The sequence below is a fragment of the Rhizobium sullae genome, assembly GCF_025200715.1.
Lineage (GTDB): Bacteria > Pseudomonadota > Alphaproteobacteria > Rhizobiales > Rhizobiaceae > Rhizobium > Rhizobium sullae.
Map to the genome: position 1 here is coordinate 2,265,919 of NZ_CP104144.1, position 17,339 is coordinate 2,283,257.

The 17,339-nt window shown below is 59.4% G+C and carries 16 protein-coding genes; 5 read left to right on the forward strand and 11 right to left on the reverse strand.

Annotated elements, in window-relative coordinates:
• Positions 1 to 158: 158 nt before the first annotated feature.
• The 3 genes from N2599_RS31675 to N2599_RS31685 all read left to right on the forward strand — a co-directional run bounded on the left by N2599_RS31675 (position 159) and on the right by N2599_RS31685 (position 1,777).
• Positions 159 to 680, forward strand: coding sequence for a DUF4142 domain-containing protein (locus N2599_RS31675; RefSeq protein WP_027509144.1), 522 nt, complete (start codon positions 159 to 161; stop codon positions 678 to 680).
• A gap of 65 nt (positions 681 to 745) precedes the next feature.
• Positions 746 to 1,018: a cupredoxin domain-containing protein gene (locus N2599_RS31680; protein WP_087002369.1), complete on the forward strand. Its 273-nt coding sequence runs from the start codon at positions 746 to 748 to the stop codon at positions 1,016 to 1,018.
• Between the two features lie 42 nt (positions 1,019 to 1,060).
• A complete protein-coding gene (locus N2599_RS31685; protein ID WP_027509142.1) occupies positions 1,061 to 1,777 on the forward strand; it encodes an RNA polymerase sigma factor in 717 nt (238 codons plus the stop codon).
• A 314-nt stretch (positions 1,778 to 2,091) separates the two neighbouring features.
• Here N2599_RS31685 and N2599_RS31690 read toward each other — a convergent pair whose 3' ends face one another.
• Entirely contained in the window at positions 2,092 to 2,886 is a 795-nt protein-coding gene (locus N2599_RS31690; RefSeq protein ID WP_027509141.1) for a class I SAM-dependent methyltransferase, read from the reverse strand.
• Between the two features lie 76 nt (positions 2,887 to 2,962).
• Here N2599_RS31690 and N2599_RS31695 point away from each other — a divergent pair, with 76 nt between their 5' ends.
• Together N2599_RS31695 and N2599_RS31700 are read left to right on the forward strand one after the other, a co-directional pair.
• Complete coding sequence (locus N2599_RS31695) at positions 2,963 to 4,069, forward strand: AraC family transcriptional regulator (protein ID WP_244914724.1); 1,107 nt, start codon at positions 2,963 to 2,965, stop codon at positions 4,067 to 4,069.
• 409 nt (positions 4,070 to 4,478) lie between these two features.
• Positions 4,479 to 5,945, forward strand: a complete 1,467-nt coding sequence (locus N2599_RS31700; RefSeq protein WP_027509139.1) for an MDR family MFS transporter — start codon at positions 4,479 to 4,481, stop codon at positions 5,943 to 5,945.
• A gap of 32 nt (positions 5,946 to 5,977) precedes the next feature.
• Here the strand turns inward: N2599_RS31700 and N2599_RS31705 are convergent, their stop codons facing one another.
• The 10 genes from N2599_RS31705 to N2599_RS31750 all read right to left on the reverse strand — a co-directional run bounded on the left by N2599_RS31705 (position 5,978) and on the right by N2599_RS31750 (position 17,318).
• The gene (locus tag N2599_RS31705) at positions 5,978 to 7,225 is read right to left on the reverse strand and encodes a glucarate dehydratase family protein (protein WP_027509138.1); all 1,248 of its coding nucleotides are present in this window, start codon (positions 7,223 to 7,225) and stop codon (positions 5,978 to 5,980) included.
• A complete protein-coding gene (locus N2599_RS31710; RefSeq protein WP_027509137.1) occupies positions 7,225 to 8,022 on the reverse strand; it encodes a sugar phosphate isomerase/epimerase family protein in 798 nt (265 codons plus the stop codon). The genes N2599_RS31705 and N2599_RS31710 overlap by 1 nt, the downstream gene beginning before the upstream one ends.
• Complete coding sequence (locus N2599_RS31715; protein WP_027509136.1) at positions 8,019 to 9,053, reverse strand: hydroxyacid dehydrogenase; 1,035 nt, start codon at positions 9,051 to 9,053, stop codon at positions 8,019 to 8,021. The genes N2599_RS31710 and N2599_RS31715 overlap by 4 nt, the downstream gene beginning before the upstream one ends.
• Positions 9,050 to 9,613, reverse strand: a complete 564-nt coding sequence (locus N2599_RS31720; RefSeq protein ID WP_027509135.1) for a hypothetical protein — start codon at positions 9,611 to 9,613, stop codon at positions 9,050 to 9,052. Before N2599_RS31720 ends, N2599_RS31715 begins: the two co-directional genes overlap by 4 nt.
• Positions 9,614 to 9,620: 7 nt before the next feature.
• Complete coding sequence (locus tag N2599_RS31725) at positions 9,621 to 10,370, reverse strand: SDR family NAD(P)-dependent oxidoreductase (protein WP_027509134.1); 750 nt, start codon at positions 10,368 to 10,370, stop codon at positions 9,621 to 9,623.
• 17 nt (positions 10,371 to 10,387) lie between these two features.
• Positions 10,388 to 12,718 carry an alginate lyase gene (locus N2599_RS31730; protein WP_027509133.1) on the reverse strand — a complete coding sequence of 777 codons (2,331 nt, stop codon included), beginning with the start codon at positions 12,716 to 12,718 and terminating at the stop codon, positions 10,388 to 10,390.
• Between the two features lie 76 nt (positions 12,719 to 12,794).
• The gene (locus tag N2599_RS31735) at positions 12,795 to 14,324 is read right to left on the reverse strand and encodes an extracellular solute-binding protein (protein ID WP_037141394.1); all 1,530 of its coding nucleotides are present in this window, start codon (positions 14,322 to 14,324) and stop codon (positions 12,795 to 12,797) included.
• Between the two features lie 60 nt (positions 14,325 to 14,384).
• Positions 14,385 to 15,266 (reverse strand): carbohydrate ABC transporter permease, encoded by an 882-nt coding sequence (locus N2599_RS31740; RefSeq protein ID WP_027509131.1) that lies wholly within the window; start codon positions 15,264 to 15,266, stop codon positions 14,385 to 14,387.
• 10 nt (positions 15,267 to 15,276) lie between these two features.
• Positions 15,277 to 16,206, reverse strand: a complete 930-nt coding sequence (locus tag N2599_RS31745) for an ABC transporter permease (RefSeq protein WP_027509130.1) — start codon at positions 16,204 to 16,206, stop codon at positions 15,277 to 15,279.
• Positions 16,203 to 17,318, reverse strand: a complete 1,116-nt coding sequence (locus N2599_RS31750) for an ABC transporter ATP-binding protein (RefSeq protein ID WP_027509129.1) — start codon at positions 17,316 to 17,318, stop codon at positions 16,203 to 16,205. The genes N2599_RS31745 and N2599_RS31750 overlap by 4 nt, the downstream gene beginning before the upstream one ends.
• Positions 17,319 to 17,339 lie beyond the last annotated feature (21 nt).

The following is a 17,339-nucleotide window of genomic DNA, read 5'->3' on the forward strand; positions in this document are numbered from 1 at the left end:
AAGCAGTTCGTGAGCCAGGCTGTGACCCTGCTTCTGTCATTTGAATCCGTGCCAAATATTTCCGGGGAACCTTTCCGGGGATGCTGCATCCAATGTCTGCCGTCGAATACAGGAGTCGCCTGTTTCGGCGCAATAGTTGGACCTTAGGGAGTTAGATCATGTTGAAGCGCATTCTGGCAGCGACCTTCTTCGCGGCATCATTGGCCACCGGTGCGATGGCTGACGATGCCAAGCCGACCGATCCGCAGATCGCCCATGTCGCCTACACAGCTGGACAGATCGACGTCACCGCCGCAGAGCAGGCGCTGAGGAAAAGCAAGAACGCCGATGTCATCGCATTCGCGAAAGTTATGGAACGCGATCACAAGGCGGTCAATGAACAGGCATTGGCTCTGGTCAAGAAGCTGAAGGTTACGCCGGAAGACAATGCGATCAGCCAGTCCTTATCCTCCCAGGCGACAAAGGAGTTGGCAACGCTCGACGCGCTCAATAGTGCCGCCTTCGACAAGGCCTATGTCGAAAACGAGGTGGCCTACCACAAGGCGGTCAATAGTGCGCTCGCGGAAACCCTGATCCCCTCCGCAAAAAATGCCGAACTCAAGGCGCTGCTGGAAACCGGCCTGACGTTGTTTAAGGAACACCAGATGCATGCTGAGCATCTGGCCTCGATGATCAAATAGACGCAACGATGACCTCGGCATTCAGAACGGTATTGCTCACGGTGGCGGTTGCGGCAACCTTTGCCATGGCATCGCCTGCTGCTTTGGCGGCGGAATATCAGATCACGATCGCCAATATGGGGTTCGGTGCGCCGGCGGGCTCGCTTCACGTGGGCGACGTGATCATCTGGCGAAACGATGATATCTTCCGTCATACAGCCACGGCGCGCGACAAGAGCTTCGACGTCGATCTTCCGCCGAAGTCGGAGAGACGAATAACGGTCAGGCAGAGAGGAGTCATCGATTTCTACTGCCGTTTCCACCCTGCGATGGTGGGGAGACTGGACGTCCAGCGATAGGGCTGGACGCTGCCCGACAACAGCGAAAAAAACGGAGAATTCATGGTTATTCCACTGGTCACGGCCGAACGACAGAATCTGGAAACATTTATGCTCGCCGAAAACCAGCTCGTCGAGCTTGCACGCGAGGGCAACGAACGTGCGATCCGCATGATTATCCAGCGGCACAATCGACGCCTGTTCCGTACAGCGCGCGCCATCATTCGCGACGATGCCGAGGCGGAGGATATCGTGCAGGCCGCCTATGTTCAGGCCTTCACACATCTGGCTTTGTTTCGCGGCAAGGCCCGGCTGTCCACCTGGCTGACAAGAATAGTCCTCAACGAAGCGCTCGGGCGCATACGCCGTCAACGGAAGACCACCGGGCTCGAGGACCTTGACATGCAGTTGAAGAACCATGGAGGCCAAGTGTTGCAGTTTCCAATGTCGCTCGCTGTGTCCGATCCAGAGATGGAACTTTCACGCAGTGAAGTTCGCACGTTGCTCGAGCACGCGGTTGACGGGCTGCCGGTCGATTTTCGCGCTGTCTTTGTGCTCCGCGACGTGGAAGGCATGAGCACTGAGGAAACCTCGGCACATCTCGATATCAGGATCGAGACGGTCAAGACCCGTCTGCACAGGGCGCGAAAGCTGATGCGCGTGGCAATAGAAAAGCAGCTTGCAGGAGCGTTCTCGGCCCTCTTCCCCTTCGATGGCTCCCGCTGCTCATCTATGGCCGATCGGGTTATCGTGGCGCTGCAGTCCCGCACGAAGGCTTGAGATCAGTGCGCTTTTATCGCGATATGTAAGCTGCATAGCATTCATGGCGACATCAGCTCGGGACAAAGGGCGGGTTCATCGGAAGCGGCACTTTGAAGCAGATAGCGAGAGCATGGTCAGTCACCCAGTTACTCGTGCATGAACCCTCGTCGGATGATTTCGATCATCGGCCTCGTTTCGACCTTCTGCCTCTCGTTCGAATTAGCCCTACAGCAAATCCTGGTTACGCTTGCGACCTTCCGGCGACCGTTCGTCAGAACTGGAGGCGCCGCTGCCTCCATTCGCCGGAGCCGCCTTCTCAACTTAGATTTAGACTACGACTTGCGTACCTTCATGATGAGCGACGGCATTTGGAATTCGATCGAGCCGTCATCGATCACGAAGGACCTGAGTGCCGTCTTCGATTCGTTGAGAAGCTGCTCGAACTGTTCGTCGGTGAGCACACCACCGAGCGTCCACACGCAGGCGCGTTCGGCGGACACCAGGGCGTCGATCGACTTGAAGCGGACTTTTCCTTCGCGGCAGACAACCTCTGCGCCTGCGACACCCGCTGTATTGCAGATTTCATGCAGCCGCCCGGCATCACCGAGGCTGAAGGGCGCGCGGAAGGCATTCCCCACCTCCTTGCCGAACAGCCGGTCGAGTAACAGCGCGAATGCGCTGTATCCCGGCGAGTTCTCGACCGCATCGCATACTGCGACTACCAGCCGGCCGCCCGGTTTGAGGACCCGCATCATCTCGGCGAGCGCCTTCGGCTTGTCCTCGAAGAACATGAAGCCGAACTGGCTGACAACGGCGTCGAAGCTGTCGTCCGGCAATGGCAGCGCCTCAGCCATTCCTTCCATCCATTCGATTTTGCCAGGTTTGCGGCGCGCAACCACCAGCATTTCCGGGTTTGCGTCAAGCCCGACAACCGAACCCGACGGACCGGTGATTTCAGCCGCGGCGAACGTCAGAGCGCCGGTACCGCAAGCCACGTCAAGTACGCAGTCGCCCTTCTGCACCCCGGCTTCAGCAGCGATGACCCGTCCCCATGGGGCAAACAGCGCCGGCACGAAATGGGCGTCATAAACCTCGGACGGACTGCGCACTTCCTCATGCGTCACCATGGCTTTCCTCCACGTTGAATTCGCGGCACCGGCACATTCGCTGGATATGCCGGTGCGCACAGGATATGCTTCAAAAATGGTTCAGGCCCATGATCGGACGTCTTTGTCGCTTGCCGCATCGTCCAAGATGCTCGATGGGCGAGGGTGCGACGGCCCTTCTGCGGCAGCGGAATCGCGTGCCCAGCACAGGCCGCTTGGCACCGACCCGCTTTCGGACGTGCTGGGCACAGTCAAGCTGACGGGAGCGCTATTCTTTCTTGTGGAGGCGTCCTTTCCCTGGGGCCTGGAGGTGCCGCACGCAGCGGCGTTTTCCTCGATTATTCTGCCACGCGCCCAGCATATCGTATCCTATCACATTATCCTGAAGGGCTCGGGCTGGGCCGGCATTCCACACGCCACCTCGACATGGTTCGAGGCCGGCGACATACTTGTGCTGCCGCATGGCGACCCGTATTCGATGCTCAGCGAACCCGACCGGGCGCCAGAATTCGACGTCCAAGCGACAATGGACTTTTTCCGCGACATGGCGGCGGGCAAGCTGCCCTTCGTGTCCAGAGAAGGCGGCGGCGGCGATCCGCGCTGCGAATTCGTCTGCGGCTTTCTCGGCTGTGACATGCGGCCGTTCAATCCCTTGCTGTCAACCCTGCCGCGCCTTCTGCGGATCAAGCGGTCGCACGACCGGCGCGAGGGACTCTTGAGCCCTCTCATCGACCTCACGCTTGCCGAGGCGCGCCGGCCGCGGGTTGGCGGCGGATCCATCCGGCTGAGATTGAGCGAGCTGGTTTTCGTCGAGCTGATGCGCCAATATCTGGAGAGCCTGCCGGCCCATGAGACCGGCTGGCTTTCGGGCCTGCGTGATCCTGCGATCGGTAAAGTCTTGATCATGCTCCATGAACAGCCCGCATACCCGTGGACGCTGAACGAGTTGGCAAGTCGCGCCGGCATGTCGCGCGCAGCCTTTGCGGGACGTTTCACGCATCTCGTGGGCCATGCGCCGATGCAGTATCTGACCCTCTGGCGTATGCAGATTGCCGCGCGCTTCCTTGGCGACAGCTCCATGAAGGTGGCGGCTGTAGGCCGTGAAATTGGTTATGAATCCGAGGCTGCCTTCAGCCGGGCATTCAAAAAGACCGTGGGCGTTTCACCTGCAGCATGGCGGGGTAATGCCGCTGGAACCGGCTGATTTCGATACGGGCTGCTTCTCAAGCTCAGTGGCATTCGCAGCTCTGGTCGCCTCAGTCACCCATCGACTTTGCCCAATATCGGAACGTGGAACTGCGACCTCATGCCGAGCCTGCAGGCGACGGTTTCGTCAAGGCAGGCGACACGGCCGAACCTTTCGAACTGATTGCGGTCGGCGCAGACAGACTGACCCGCAACGTGCTTCTGCAGATATCACTCAATGCTGTTTGCCGGCGAATAAGAGCTGATGATCGGCAGGAACAGATATTGCTGGGCCGCCTGGGTCGATAGCAGTCCAATCGTTGCTTGACGCCAGGGATCTGAAGAGTAGTTAGGTCCTCATGCAATAGCCCCTCATTGCCGCCCAAGCCCTCCCCCTCAAGGCGTCCTTTTTGTCTGAAGAGCCATCCATGTCTGAAAAAACTTCCCATCGCGGGCTCGTTGTGGTCGCGATCATGGCAAGCATGGCGATGATTGCCATCGAGGCAACGATCGTTTCGACGGCGATGCCGCAAATCGCCGCCCAGTTGGGGCAGATCAACCTCTATTCCTGGGTTTTCTCGTCATTCCTTCTGACGCAGACGGCAACCACCGTTGTATTCGGCAAGCTCGCGGATATTTATGGCCGCAAACCGATGATCCTCCTGGGTATCGGATTGTTCCTGTTCGCATCCGTGCTTGCCGGCTTCGCATGGTCGATGCCGTCGATGATTGCTTTTCGGCTGCTCCAGGGTATCGGCGCCGGATCGATTCAGCCCGTCGCCATGACCGTAGTTGCCGATCTTTTTCCCGGAAACCAGCGAGGCAAGGTCCAAGGCTATCTCGCAAGCGTGTGGGCGCTGTCGGCCGTCGTTGGCCCGCTCCTCGGCAGCCTGATCATTCACAATCTCCCATGGGCCTGGGTATTCTGGATCAACGTGCCGGTAGGACTTCTCGCGGCATTGGGGTTCATACTGTTTCTGCACGAGGAGAAGCGGAGTCGAATAGTCTCTGTCGATGTGCTCGGCGCGACACTTTTCGCCATTTCTATTTCCTCGTTGATGATTGCTTTGACGGAAATGGAAAATGCCGTATCGGGCCAAACCATCGCTGCCCTCGTCGTCGCTGTTGTCACTCTCACCGCTTTCATCTGGCAGGAACGCCGTGCCGAAGCGCCCATGGTCGCTCCTGACCTGTGGCTGAAACGGCCGATAGCATTCGCAAACCTGGCGGTCTTTTTCGCAAGCATGTCGATCATGGGTCTGACGACATTCCTGCCGATGTACGTGCAGACGGTTCTCAACCGCTCGCCTCTCGTGGCAGGCTTCGCATTGACCATGTTGCTGCTGGGCTGGCCCTGCGGTGCAACGATCGCATCCCGCCAGTTTGGCCGCTTCGGTTTGCGACCCATCATGATCGCCGGCAGCGTCTGCATTCCGGCGGGCACGTGCCTGCTGCTTCTCTTGACACCCTCGAGTTCGGCTGTCCTGGCTGGCGCCGGCTCACTTGTGATGGGTTTTGGCATGGGATTACTCAATATCTGCGCCTTGATCCTCATCCAGGAAAGCGTGAACTGGTCTGAACGCGGCAGCGCTACCGCCTCGAACGTCTTCTCGCGAAATCTCGGTAGCACGCTCGGCGCAGCCGTCCTTGGTGCAGTGCTGACCTATGGCCTGGCGCACACCGCCAGCGGCCAGGCGATAACGCCGGAGCAACTGCGGGCTCTCTTGAATGGCACGGGTGCTGTCGTCAGCAGTGCAGAAGAGCTGCGGCTCGCCCTTCAGCACGCACTACATTCTACCTTCCTAGTCATGCTGGTGACCGCCGTATTGATCGTTCCAGCCTGCCTGCTTGTTCCGCGACCCGTAGCACGTCTGGAGATGCAACAGGAGACCTGAGCTTAACGCTCGCCCCACAAGCTCGCCAAAAACTACCATCGGGGCACTCGTCGCTCGTAGCCCGGATCAAACTGCTTCATGTAAGCGGTGTCATCGCGCTCCTTCATGTCCGCCTGTTTGTAGAGAGCCGCCAGTTCGGCCAGACTGTCGCGATCAAGGGTAACGCCAAGACCCGGACCATCCGGCACAGTCAAGGCGCCGTCAGAAAAAGTGAATGGCGCACCCTCGATCACATCGACGCCGATCCAGGGGTAATGGGTGTCGCAGTCGTAACTCAGGTTCGGTGTTGCCGCCGCCACATGAACCATTGCCGCAAGGGTGATGCCGAGATGCGAATTGGAATGCATGGAAACGCCGAGGCCCAAGGTCTCGCATAATTTGCCGAGATGCGTCGATGCTCGCAAGCCACCCCAATAATGGTGATCGGACAGAACGATCTGCACCGCTCTTTTGCGAAAGACTTCGGCGATCTGATCAAATTCCAGCACGATCATATTGGTGGCGAGCGGGATCGAGGTAGCGGCGGCGACTTCCGCCATGGCATCCGTGCCGATGACCGGGTCCTCCAAATACTCCAGGACGCTCTCCAGCTTGCGCGCAACATGAATGGCCGTTTCGACAGTCCAGCCGCCGTTGGGATCGATCCGCAGTGGATGATCGGGGAAGGCCTCCCGCAGCTTCAACATCGTCTCGATTTCGAGGTCTGGATGCAGCACGCCGCCCTTCAGCTTGAGCGAGCGGAATCCGTGAGCTTTGATCATGACCCGCGCTTCGGCGACCATCTGCTCCGGCGTGAGCACCTCGCCCCACGTATCTTGTTCCTGCCCGACATGGGCGCCGAACTTGAAGAAAAGATAGGCACTGAAGGAGACACTGCTGCGCACCGCGCCTCCGAGCAGGTCGGCCACGGGGCGCCCGAGCAGCTTGCCCTGGATATCAAGACACGGAACCTCGAAGGCGGACGCAACCACATCGGTCAGCTTGTGATCGGCGACTGCGGACCTCGCATTGATGCCGCCGCCTTCGGGCAGCGCCGTTATGACGCGCGACTTCAGCTCGTGAAGATGGAAAGGATCGAGCCCTATCAAAGCGGGCGCCGCACGCCGCAGGCCTTCCAGCGCCTTGGTGCTTCCGTAGCTTTCGCCCAATCCGACCGTCCCGTCATCGCAAATGACCTCGATCACAGTGCGCAGCGCATAAGGCTGGTGGACGCCCTTGCAGTTCAACAGGGGTTTGTCGGGTATCGCGACAGGTGTGAGATGGATTTCGGCTATGCGCATCAGAAAACTCCTTGTCGCCACCAACCAGACGCTGCCGTCAATGCGTCCTCGAGGGGAGGCAATTCCGGATGCCAATGGCGCTCCCATTCCAGACTGATCGGCAGGCGGCGCTCGTCCGACGAAAGAAGCGACATCAGCCCTGCCATGGGAAAATCACCCTGTCCCGGCAGGACGTAATGCCGGCGCCCATCACCATCCAGCGCGCTGTCCTTGACGTGCAAATGGACGACGCTCGCCGCAATGCGGCCCCAGAGAGCCTCGGCGCCCGACCCCTTCGCCCATGTATGATGCGTGTCCCACAAAATTCGCGCTGCCGGCACCTGCTCGACAAACGCAACAAGTTGCTCGAAATCCGCCAGCGCATCGTGGGTCTCGATCATCAGGTCGACCTTCAGACCACGCGACTGCCGCATCGCCTGCCAAGCATCCAGCATGTCCCCGGCTTGCACCATACCGGCTTTGCTCAATCGGCTGCCGCCATCGAAGACACGCAGATATCCGGCGCCCGCCGCCTCAGCCCAGGCGATAAATGGTTCGATCGGGGACAGATCGGGCCCATCGAACAGACGTACGGACGTATTCAGCGCAGCGACTCTTATCTTTTGACGGGACAGGAAAGCCGCCAAGCCGGAAGGCTTGCCGAACTCGGCGGCAAGTGCCGCCGGCAGATCGAGTGTTCCGGAAAGCCCACGCAGTTCTACGGCCTCGATGCCGTTTCGTTTCGCCAGATCGGCCACTTGGTGCAGGTTCAGGTCCGAGCAGCCAAGGGTGGAGAAGCAATATTCCAATCCCCTCATGCCATGTGCTCCAGATCACGCTTATGCACGGGATGGAGCGGCGGGAGGCCGCCGACGAACCGTTCGATCTCGGTAATCGCAAGGTCGGAAAGCGCCCTCAATTCATTGCCCAACGCCCCGGCGATGTGGGGAGTCAGCACGACATTGGGAAGATCGTAGAACGGGCTATCCGGTGGCAGAGGCTCGGGATCGGGCGTATCGATCAGAATGCGCAACCGCCCCGACCGGGCTTCGACCAGCAGCGCGCCATGATCGACAAGCCAGCCCCGCGCCGTATTGATCAACACAGCACGATCTGCCATCAGCGACAATTCGCGCGCGCCGATCATATGGCGGGTCTCGGGCAAAATCGGCGCATGGAGCGAAACCGTATCGGACCATGCGAGAAGATCATGCAGTTCCATCTTCATGGCGCCGAGTGCCGCGGCTTCTTGCGCTTTAAGGAAGGGATCGTAAACCGCGATCTGGAATTTGCTGCGGGCGAGCATCTCGATGATCAGACGGCCAATCCGCGAGGCCCCCACAATCCCGACGCGACGGGAATGATTGCCGAGATAGGGAAAATTCAGGCCGCGCCGGCTGCCGAAGCCACCAGCACCTCGCTCGGCTCGGTGATCGTCGCGCAGGCGGAAGACATCCTTGCCGCACATGATGATCGCCGCAAAGGTGAATTCGGCAACAGGAACGGCCATGGCCGACGCGGCCGTCGTAACGAGGATGCCGGGCGCGTCCCAGAATTCAGCTGGCGCGAACGTGCGCACGGACGCTGCCGCATAGGCGACCATCCTGAGCCGGGGCGCACGCTTGAGACGCGCCCTCGTCAACGCCGGGGTGCCCCAAGCCGCCAAAAGAATATCCGCCTCGGCAAGCGCTTCGGCACCCGTCAGCGTGTCGAAGTCGGTGAAGGGGAAACCCGGAATAACATCCACCACTGCCTTCAACCTCACCCATTCGTGCGGCCCGAAAAATCCCTCGGGAAGTTCGTCCCGCATGGCGACGAGCAGTCTTGGTTTACGCGAGCTTCCCGTCATGCGCGTACCGGACTTGGAACAGGCCGAATGTCGATACGGGAAATCTTGATCTCGAGGGGCCTCGCATCCGCGCGCAAGATGACATCGAGGTGAAGTTCGGGCGCCTTGGCACCGGCCTCGAGCTTCAGCGGCGGTGTCCCAATCGCTCCTCGCCAGGATGTGCTCTGGAACGGAAAAAACGAGCCGTCATCGGCGCAAAATGGCGCGAGCGTAATTGCCTCCTGGCTTGTGTCGGCATCGACGACGATCAGATCGAAATCCGATGCGAACGGCCGCGGCAGGCGGGGCTCGATCTCGATTGCTTTCTGTCCGGAACCTCCGAAATTGCGGCCCGAAAAGAAGCGACTGACGCCGTCGCGATTGCTGGGCTCCCAGCCGGAAACAATACCTGGATCATGATGGATGGGACAAGAAAGCCGGCCGTTCGACAACACCTCGGCCCAACTCATCCAGCCGCGCGCCGAGGTGGCACGCGACGTAGCATCACCAATGTGGTTCTGCTGGACAAGCGAGGTGCCAAGAATGGCGATGCGGCCTGCCCTTCGTAGAGACACGGACATCCAGACCTCAGGAAAACAGCACGCCGCCATTGATGTCGTAGCAGGCACCGGTGATGTAGGCCGCGTCGTCCGACACCAGGAAGGCCACCAGCGCCGCGACGTCTTCGCTCGATCCTTCTCGTTTCATGAGCGCGGCACCGGCCACCCGTTCGCGAACTTCGGGCTTGGTGAAGGTGTCATGAAAGGTCGTCGCGATCATGCCAGGGCAAACTGCATTGACGCGAATATTGGGGCCGACTTCCTTTGCAAGACCCCGCGTGAACGTCATGACGGCACCTTTGGACGTGGCATAGGCGATAGCACCTGGCCCGCCGCCATCGCGGCCAGCCTGGGAGGAGAAGGTCACGATCGCGCCCCCCTTCGCCATCCTCGGAAGGACGGCCTTTGCCGTCACGAACAAAGACGTTAGGTTCACGTCGAGGACCTGATGCCAGAACGCCTCGTCCATCTCGGCTATGGTCTTGCGAGCGACCATGCCACCGGCGACATGCACAAGGCTATGAATGGCACCGAACCTGTCGGAGGCTGTGGCAATTGCCGCTTCGGCATCGGCACGTTTCGTAAGGTCGGCCTTGATTGCTAAAGCCGAACGGCCGAGCTTCTCGATTTCGGCCGCTGCGCTCGCCGCCCCCTCTTCGGCACCGTTGTAGGTGAGCACAACATTCGCCCCTTCCTGGGCAAAACGAATGGCGCACGCACGCCCGATATCGCGACCGGCTCCGGCGACGACGACAGTCTTGTTTGTGAAACGCTGCATTGAAAACCTCCGACGGACTAGAATTGCTTGGGAAGAGACAGTTTGAAACGCTGGTCATCGACATCGGTAAAATAGATGTCGGTGGAGAAGCCCTGATCGTCGATGAAGCTGAAAATGCGCTTCGGCTCCTTCAGGCTGTAGGGAACGAGAAGGGTCACAAGGCTGTGGCGCGTCGCCGCCGGCGCGGTGGCACAAATGTGGTGATGCACTTCGAGCCCTTCGAGTTCCGCCGGATCGATGCCGGGGAATCCTTCGACGGCCGTGATTTGAGGCATGCCCGCGGAGGAAAAGATGAACTGTCCATAAAAGCCTGCCTTCCGACCATTGTAGCGGAAACTCGATCGGCCGGCCTGCGGCGCGCCCACCGTGTGGCAAAGCCACTGCAGTTCCTGCGGCTCGGAGCACTCCACGTGATCGACAATCACGAAATAGCTGTCGTTGACGAAGTGGATTTCGCGCTCGGCTTTTTGAACTAGCGGATTGGCGACCTGATAAGCAGCCGTCGCATCTCCAAGAATACGAAGATGGCCGGGATTTTCCTCGACCTCAACGATGCGACCGGCGGCGCGGCGGGCAAGCGCCTTATCCTTTTCTGCATACTGCCCCTTGCCGCCGATGAGCACCGCATTTTTCGACCGGGTCTGGCGCCGCCAGTGGAGATGCATGCTGGAATTGAAGGCGATGTAATAACCTGACTGGATCGCCAGATCTTCGCCATAGGCATAAAGAACGAAGGCGTTCTGGTCACCGTGGCTGTGGCTCAGCGAACCATAGGGACTCGATTTGAAGACGAATTGCAGATGCTGGTCGGGATCCTGCATATTGTTCTGGATCGCCACCCAGCCGATATCGTTGAAGACGGCAAGCGCGGGGAGGTCGGCAGGCGAAGCCGCTGCCACCTCCCGATAATCGTGACGATAGACCAGTTCGTCGAAATTCAGGTCCCACCAACCGTAGTTATAGAAGGCCGCTTCCGTGCCGATCGCATCCGCCTTGATGCGATCGAAATACCACTGATAGTGGCCATCCCCGGTCACGCCGGCAAACTGGCGCACATTGTAGCCGACCTTCAGGCCGGGCAGATCGCCCATGGTCGAATCATCGCCAAAACCGGCACGCCGCGTTCCCGGTGCCTTGGTGTAAAGGGGAAACCGGCCGGTATTCTGAAAAAACGGCCGCTGATAGAGATCGAAGCCGATATAGGACCGGATCAGGTTGGCGGCCTCGATGAGATAGGCCATGCCGGTCATCCAGTAATGGGGGCCCTCGGCCCATCCCCCGTCTGTTCCCGCCCAGGGGGAATAGAGGGTCGCTAGGAATTCGACGGTATAGTCGAGCCATTCGACCGCCTCGTCGCTTTCGCCGTAAAGCGCGATGCAGGCCGGCGTCAGCACCGCCGAGAGCGAACGCACCGCATGGCTGTCGTAAGGAAACACGTGGATGCGGGCGTGGGCGATGACATGTTCAGCCACCTCGCGCGTCCGGCGCAGAAGGACGGCTCGAACTGTATTGCGTTGCTCTTCGCTCAAGTGGTCATGAAGCCAGTCATAACCCCAGGCCAATGCGACGACGACGCGGAACGCGGCTTCATCATTATAGGCGCGCGAGGTTGCGCCGGTCGGATCCCATGCCGCAACGGCGAGCAACCAGTCGCGGGATGCGTCCAGCAGATCGTCCCGGCCCAGGACGCGGCCTGCGATGGCAAGATGCCGGATCGCATAGATGGCCTCCTGGCAATCGATGTACATCTGCCGCCAAAGTGTCGCGACGCGCACATTGTTGGGATAGGGCTTGGGTTCCTCGATGATCGGACGCTCAAGCCAGGGTTTCGCGGATTTCGCAAAAAAATCCGACCAGCCGCAGTGATCCGGATCCTTTGCCACGGCTGCCGCAAAAGTTTCGAGCCGATTGGAATTCATCCACAGCCGAGGATGACTGATATGCGAGGCAGTGTGTCGGGCGGCCCTGCCCGGCAGCGGGGTCAGCGGCAATTTTTCACTGATTTCAAAACTGCGCACCGCGCTCCAATTGGAACTGCATGTGGCGGTCTTCGGATCCCAAAGCGCATAGGACCAATGATAGCGACCTTCCGGCAGGGTTTCGTCCGGAGTGAAAAAACTCCAGGCAAGGTCCTTATAGGTCCTCGTCTTGTCATCGGCGAAGCCGGGATCGGCCGACACCCGCAGGATATATCGCCCTCCATCATCGATGTCGGGCAGCCAGGAGAAGCGCGGCGGGTTCTCTGTCGGAGGGCTCTGCTCGCTCGGCGCGTAGCCAATGGTCAATGAACCCGGTCGGGGTTCATCGAGATGAGCTTGTTTGACTATGGCCGGGGCAGAGTGACGCATCGCGGCTCGAACTCCTATGAAAAAGCGTGGTGTGAGGATGGCAGCGACCGGCGCCGCCATCCAGGATAAGGAAGGATTACCGCGCCGCCTTATATTGGCGGTCGTAGGCGGCCTGCATGATATCGATGACCTGATCATAGCCGATGTCGGTCAGGCGCTTCTTGTAGGCGTCCCAGCCCGTATTGATGTCCTGAGCACCGAGGATCCACGTCTGCTGCATCTCGGTCATGTAGGTGAGGATGCTCGGCCAGTAGCGGTCGAAGACGGCCTTTTCCTCGGCATTGAGCGACACGCCCAGGAACTCGTCCTTGAGGCAGTTGCACTGCTCGTACATGTCGATGCCTTCAAGCGCGATCTTGTTGGTCCACTGGCGCTCGTATTCGTAGGTCATCCAGAACCCGCGCGGTACCTGGGCGCCGACCCCCCAGAGCTGCGCGTTCACGGGGTCCTTGTTTTCCAGAACCTCCTTTTTGAACTGCGGCTTCCCGCTGACCATTTCATAGGTCAGGCCTTCAACACCGAAGTTAGACAGAGTGCGGCCTTGGTCGGAGAACCAGAAGTCGAAATATTTGATGGTCTCGACCGGGTGCTCGTTGGTCGCCGAAATTGCCCATCCCGCCGGCTGGACGCGCAGCCGCCGGGCATCCTCAAATCGCTCGCCGGAGGCGGTTTTGGGCGGCAGCATCGGTTTCAGGGCAAAACCCTCAATCTTTCCCGACAATGCGTCGTTGTAGGTCGAGGTGCTGGCGAACCAGTCATGCGTCATGCCGCCGAGATTATTGCCCAGGAGATATTCTCGCGAGCGCGCGCCGCGCGTGAAGATCTCCTTGTCGATCAGCCCTTCCTTGTACCACTGCGCGACATGCGAAATCCCGGTCTTGTAGTTTTCCTCGGCCCAGGGATGGCGAAGTTTTCCATCATAGACGGCGAAATCGCCGTAGCGCTCGGACCCCGACACGCGCGCATCCCAGAGATTGATGAGGCGGACCGCGTCGACTTCCTCGCGGGCAAAATAGGGCACTTCGTCCTTGATACCGTTGCCGTTGGGATCCTTGTCCCGGAAGGCCCTGAGGACTTCATGGACCTCTTCCGGCGTTTCGGGTCGCTTCAGTCCGAGCTTGTCGAGCCAGTCCTGGCGGATAAACCAGCCGCGCGAGAGCTTCCCGTCCGGCACATAGGGAATGAAATAGATCTTGCCGTCCGGTCCGGAGATCGCATTGCGAATTTCAGGATGGCTGTCGAAGAAGGCCTTCAGATGCGGTGCGTTTTCCTCGATCAGGTCATCCAGCGGGATAAAGGCGCCTTCCAACCCGTAGCGAATGAAGTCTTCCTTCAGCCCGCCGGTCGCGTCGCCGCCGACGATATCGGGAAGATCGCCCGAGGCGATTAGGAGGTTGAACGCATCGCGGCTGCTGGTCGTTGCAAGCGACGCCACGTTGCGGACATGGATATTGGTAATCTCTGCCGCCTTTTGCTCCACCGGCCACTTTTCCGAATAGACATATTTGTCGCGGAAGTGGAAATGGATCGTCAGCTCCAGCGGATCCTCGGTTACCTTGCCCGCATCCTGGGCCGAACCGGGCGATGCCATCATCACGGCCGTCATCAATGCCAGTAGGGGCGCTCCTTTATGCAGTGCTTTCACAGGTTTTCCTCCCTTGTGTTGCTACTCTTTGACCCCGCCCAGCAAAATTCCCTTTGTGAAATACTTCTGTGCGTAGGGATAAATGATGAGGACGGGGATGATGGAGGCGATCATGATCGCCGAGGTGACCGTCTCGAACGAATACCGGGCCGTCAGCAGGCTGGAGGCAAACTCGTCATTCGAGTTGAGATCGACGATCACGCGCTTGAGGTAGACCTGCAGCGGGATCTTTTCCTCGCCGCGCAACAGTACCATTGCCCAGAAGTATCCGTTCCAGCGCGAGACGATGCAGAAGAGCGCGACGGTGACGATGGCCGGCTTGGAAAGCGGAATGAAGACCTTCCACAGGAGCTGCAATTCGCTCGCGCCGTCCATCTTGGCGGCTTCCTCAAAGGATTTCGGCACCGCTTCGAAGAAGTTGCGCAGGAGGATGACGTTGAAGGCATTCGCGGCAAAGCCGATGATGATGCCGAAACGGCTGTCCAGAAGCCCGAGATCCCGCATGTTCAAGAAGAACGGGATCATCCCGGCGTGGAACCACAGCGTGAAGGCGATCGCGACGTTGAAGAAGGTGCGGCCGCGCAGGCGTTTGCGCGACAGCGCATAGGCACCTGGTATCATGATCGCCAGGCTCATCAGCGTGCCGCCGAAGGTGTAGATGAAGGTATTGCCGTAGGCGACCCAGAACATCCTGTCCGAGAGCACGCGATCATAGGCGGCGAGCGTAAGATCAACCGGCCAGAGCGTCACACGGCCTGCCGTGACAGCCGCGCCGGAGGAGACCGAAACCGCAAGGACATAGATGAACGGATAGAGCGTCGACAGAACGAACAGGCCCAAGAGAATGGCGTTGGCCCAGCCGAAAATCCTGTCGCTGCGGGAATAAAGATTGAAGCTTGCCATCTTCAGCTCCTCACCAAAGCGATGTCGAAGAGACTTTTCGGCTGATGCGATTTGCCGAATAGACAAGGGCGAAAGCGATGACCGCGTTGAATAGGCCGGCAGCGGTGGCCAAGTCATATTGGGTTCCCTGCAGACCAGTCCGAAATATGAAGGTCGAGACGACGTCGGCGGTTTCATAGGTCGACGGACGGTAGAGTAGAATGATGTATTCGAAGCCGACCTCGACCAGATTGCCGATCCGTATGATCAGCATGATGATGATGGTGGGCAGGATGCTGGGGAGCGTGATGCGCCACATCATCTGCCAGCGTGATGCTCCATCCACCCGCGCGGATTCATAAAGGGTCGGGCTGACGCCCGCGATCGCCGCAAGGTAGACAATCGACTCGAACCCGGCCTCCTTCCAGATCGACGAACCGATGAAGACGGGCCGGAACCACTCAGGCTGGGTAAGGAAGTAGACGGGCTCCAGCCCGAGGCTTTTCACCAAGAGATTGACGACACCGGTGGAGGGCGAGAGGAAGTTGATGACGATGCCCGCAACGATCACCACCGAGATGAAGTGCGGCAAATAGACGACAGTCTGGGCCCACCGGCGCGCCGTCGCGCTCTGAACTTCGTTGAACATTAGCGCGAGGATGATGGGCACCGGAAACGCGAAGATTAGGCCCAGGCCGCTGATGATGATCGTGTTCCCGAAAGCCCTGACGAACATGTCGTTTTGAAAGAGTTCCGCGAAATTCGCAAAGCCGACCCAAGGGCTTCCTTCGATGCCGCGGAAAATCGAAAAATCCTGGAAGGCGATCAGAAGCCCGTACATGGGTTTGTAAAGAAATAGTGCAAACCAGATGATCGTCGGAGCTAGTAGCAGATAAAGCTGCCAATCCCGGCGCAGATCATCCCAAAAATCATGCATGCTCTCGCGTAGGTTGTGCTTCATGGCCTCAACCCGCTCCCTGCCTTGAGAGACCGGCCGGTTGCGGCATCGAAGACATGAATGCGCGCCGTATCGATACCGAGCCGCGCCACGGCATTCAGTTCATGATGGGAGTAGAGCGTTTCCGCCTTGGCGATGAAGGAATGCCCATCCGTCTTGCCATGAAGCAGCGCCTCGGCACCGAGGGGCTCCACAAGTTCGATGGCGCAGTCCAGCGTTTCGCGTCCGTCGCCGGTCCGGACGGACATGATCTCAGGCCGGAGGCCGAGCTTGATCGGCTGGCCTTCTGCTGCGGCCTTCGCAAAAGCGTCTGGGATGCTGAGGCTCTGGCCGGTATTGCCTGTCAGCACGGCCTTCACTCCACCGCCGCGCTTTGCAATCACGGCGTCGAGAAGGTTCATGGGCGGCGAGCCGATAAAACCGGCAACAAAGGTGTTTGCCGGTTCGAGAAACACCTCCATCGGCGAACCGATCTGCTCGATATTTCCGCCGTTCATGATGACGATACGGTCAGCCAAGGTCATCGCCTCGACCTGGTCGTGCGTCACATAGATGCTCGTTGCCTGCATGCGCTTGTGCAGATGCTTGATCTCGGCGCGCATGTGGGTACGCAGCTTGGCATCAAGGTTCGAGAGCGGTTCGTCGAATAAAAAGACCTTGGGCCTGCGAACGATGGCGCGGCCCATGGCGACGCGCTGGCGCTGACCGCCGGAGAGATCGGCAGGCTTGCGGGCCAAATAATCCGTCAATCCCAGGATTTGCGCGGCTTCCACAACTGCCTTGTCGATCACGTCGCGCTTCTCGCCCCTGACGCGCAGGCCGAAGGCGATATTCTCCGCCACATTGAGGTGGGGATAGAGCGCGTAGTTCTGGAACACCATCGCGACGTCCCGGTCCTTCGGCGCAACCTTGTTGACCACCCGTCCGCCGATCGAAACCGTGCCGTCGGAGATATCCTCCAACCCGGCAACCATGCGCAGCGTCGTCGACTTGCCGCACCCCGACGGACCGACCAGGACCACGAATTCCTGGGGTTGGATCGCCAGATTGATGCCATGGACGACTTCGAGAGCACCATATCGCTTGACGACGTCGTTGATTTGAACTGCAGACATGAAAGGCCCCTCCTCAAAAGC

Excerpts from the sequence above, each read along its gene's own strand:
- N2599_RS31695 (WP_244914724.1), top strand. The coding sequence starts at position 2,963 with ATGGTTCAGGCCCATGATCGGACGTCTTTGTCGCTTGCCGCATCGTCC.
- N2599_RS31675 (WP_027509144.1), top strand. The coding sequence starts at position 159 with ATGTTGAAGCGCATTCTGGCAGCGACCTTCTTCGCGGCATCATTGGCC.
- N2599_RS31750 (WP_027509129.1), bottom strand. The coding sequence starts at position 17,318 with ATGTCTGCAGTTCAAATCAACGACGTCGTCAAGCGATATGGTGCTCTC.
- N2599_RS31730 (WP_027509133.1), bottom strand. The coding sequence starts at position 12,718 with ATGCGTCACTCTGCCCCGGCCATAGTCAAACAAGCTCATCTCGATGAA.
- N2599_RS31740 (WP_027509131.1), bottom strand. The coding sequence starts at position 15,266 with ATGGCAAGCTTCAATCTTTATTCCCGCAGCGACAGGATTTTCGGCTGG.
- N2599_RS31720 (WP_027509135.1), bottom strand. The coding sequence starts at position 9,613 with ATGTCCGTGTCTCTACGAAGGGCAGGCCGCATCGCCATTCTTGGCACC.
- N2599_RS31725 (WP_027509134.1), bottom strand. The coding sequence starts at position 10,370 with ATGCAGCGTTTCACAAACAAGACTGTCGTCGTCGCCGGAGCCGGTCGC.
- N2599_RS31690 (WP_027509141.1), bottom strand. The coding sequence starts at position 2,886 with ATGGTGACGCATGAGGAAGTGCGCAGTCCGTCCGAGGTTTATGACGCC.
- N2599_RS31745 (WP_027509130.1), bottom strand. The coding sequence starts at position 16,206 with ATGAAGCACAACCTACGCGAGAGCATGCATGATTTTTGGGATGATCTG.
- N2599_RS31735 (WP_037141394.1), bottom strand. The coding sequence starts at position 14,324 with ATGACGGCCGTGATGATGGCATCGCCCGGTTCGGCCCAGGATGCGGGC.
- N2599_RS31710 (WP_027509137.1), bottom strand. The coding sequence starts at position 8,022 with ATGAGGGGATTGGAATATTGCTTCTCCACCCTTGGCTGCTCGGACCTG.
- N2599_RS31700 (WP_027509139.1), top strand. The coding sequence starts at position 4,479 with ATGTCTGAAAAAACTTCCCATCGCGGGCTCGTTGTGGTCGCGATCATG.
- N2599_RS31680 (WP_087002369.1), top strand. The coding sequence starts at position 746 with ATGGCATCGCCTGCTGCTTTGGCGGCGGAATATCAGATCACGATCGCC.
- N2599_RS31705 (WP_027509138.1), bottom strand. The coding sequence starts at position 7,225 with ATGCGCATAGCCGAAATCCATCTCACACCTGTCGCGATACCCGACAAA.
- N2599_RS31685 (WP_027509142.1), top strand. The coding sequence starts at position 1,061 with ATGGTTATTCCACTGGTCACGGCCGAACGACAGAATCTGGAAACATTT.
- N2599_RS31715 (WP_027509136.1), bottom strand. The coding sequence starts at position 9,053 with ATGACGGGAAGCTCGCGTAAACCAAGACTGCTCGTCGCCATGCGGGAC.